Annotated in this window: 1 protein-coding gene; it reads left to right on the top strand. The window is 32.1% G+C overall.

Going from position 1 to position 1,011, the window contains the following annotated elements:
* On the top strand, nt 1–993 hold a 993-nt coding region (locus AYY16_RS13100; RefSeq protein WP_208020741.1), incomplete at its 5' end, for a sulfatase-like hydrolase/transferase.
* Nucleotides 994–1,011: the final 18 nt, after the last annotated feature.

Genomic DNA, 1,011 nt, shown 5'->3' with positions numbered 1-1,011 from the left:
TTTTTTATATCGAAATTAATGTTGAAAGGCGCAGGGTTATCAGGAAGTGAAAGGAATGCTTTCTTAGTTGTCGTTCTTATTGTGTTCTTGAGTGCATCCAAAAAAGCATTTTGGTTGTTGGTTTTTCCTATGTGTTTTATTTACGCCATATATTCACCTATTGGAAGTGTTTTTTGGTCAACCGACATATCAATATGTGGCTTCTGTTTTCGCCACAGATCTTTTAGAAAGCAAGGAGTTTTTTCTCTCAAATACCTTATGTTAATTACTCGTTTCCTTTTTTTGATAATATCAGGGATTCTTCTTTATCGATTTATAAGTGTTAAGTATAATATTGAAGTATATAGAAACAAAACAATGATAATCATTATGATTATTTTCGTAATGACAAATCTGTCGCCGTCTATCTTTTTTAAAGATATAGCTAATTCTTTTCTTAAAGTGAACTCCGAACTGAATAAATTAAATTCGCTTAATTTACCTAGCCATTGGGGACGGTCTGAACTAGTGAATTCAAAATATAAAACTTACATTCTAATTATTGGAGAAAGCGCAAGAAAAGATTATCACCATGCATATGGTTACCCTATTAATAACACTCCATTTATGAGTGAATCCAATGGTGTTCTGATTGACGGATTAACATCCGGAGGAACAAATACAGTTGCATCGTTAAGGTTGATGTTAACTAAACCTGACGTTGATAAATGGGAGCCGGATTATAGTTTAAGTTTTATTGATCTCGTTAAGTCTGCTGGAATGAAAACTTATTGGGTTTCTAATCAGGGGTATATTGGTGAGTTCGATACACCAGTTTCATTTATTGCTAAAAGAAGCGATGAGAAATACTTTATTAAACTTGCTGGGTATGACTCAAAGAATACATCTGATTTTATGTTGCTAGATAAAATTAAAAGCATTATTGAAAACAACAACGAAAAAAAAATTAATAGTTGTTCATTTGTATGGAAGTCATCCAGATGCTTGCGATAGGGTAAGTGACTATAAAAA

The organism is Morganella psychrotolerans (genome assembly GCF_001676155.1).
GTDB lineage: Bacteria > Pseudomonadota > Gammaproteobacteria > Enterobacterales > Enterobacteriaceae > Morganella > Morganella psychrotolerans.
The sequence above is the reverse complement of the archived record's forward strand: the minus strand, read 5'-3'. Positions and strand labels throughout refer to the sequence as shown.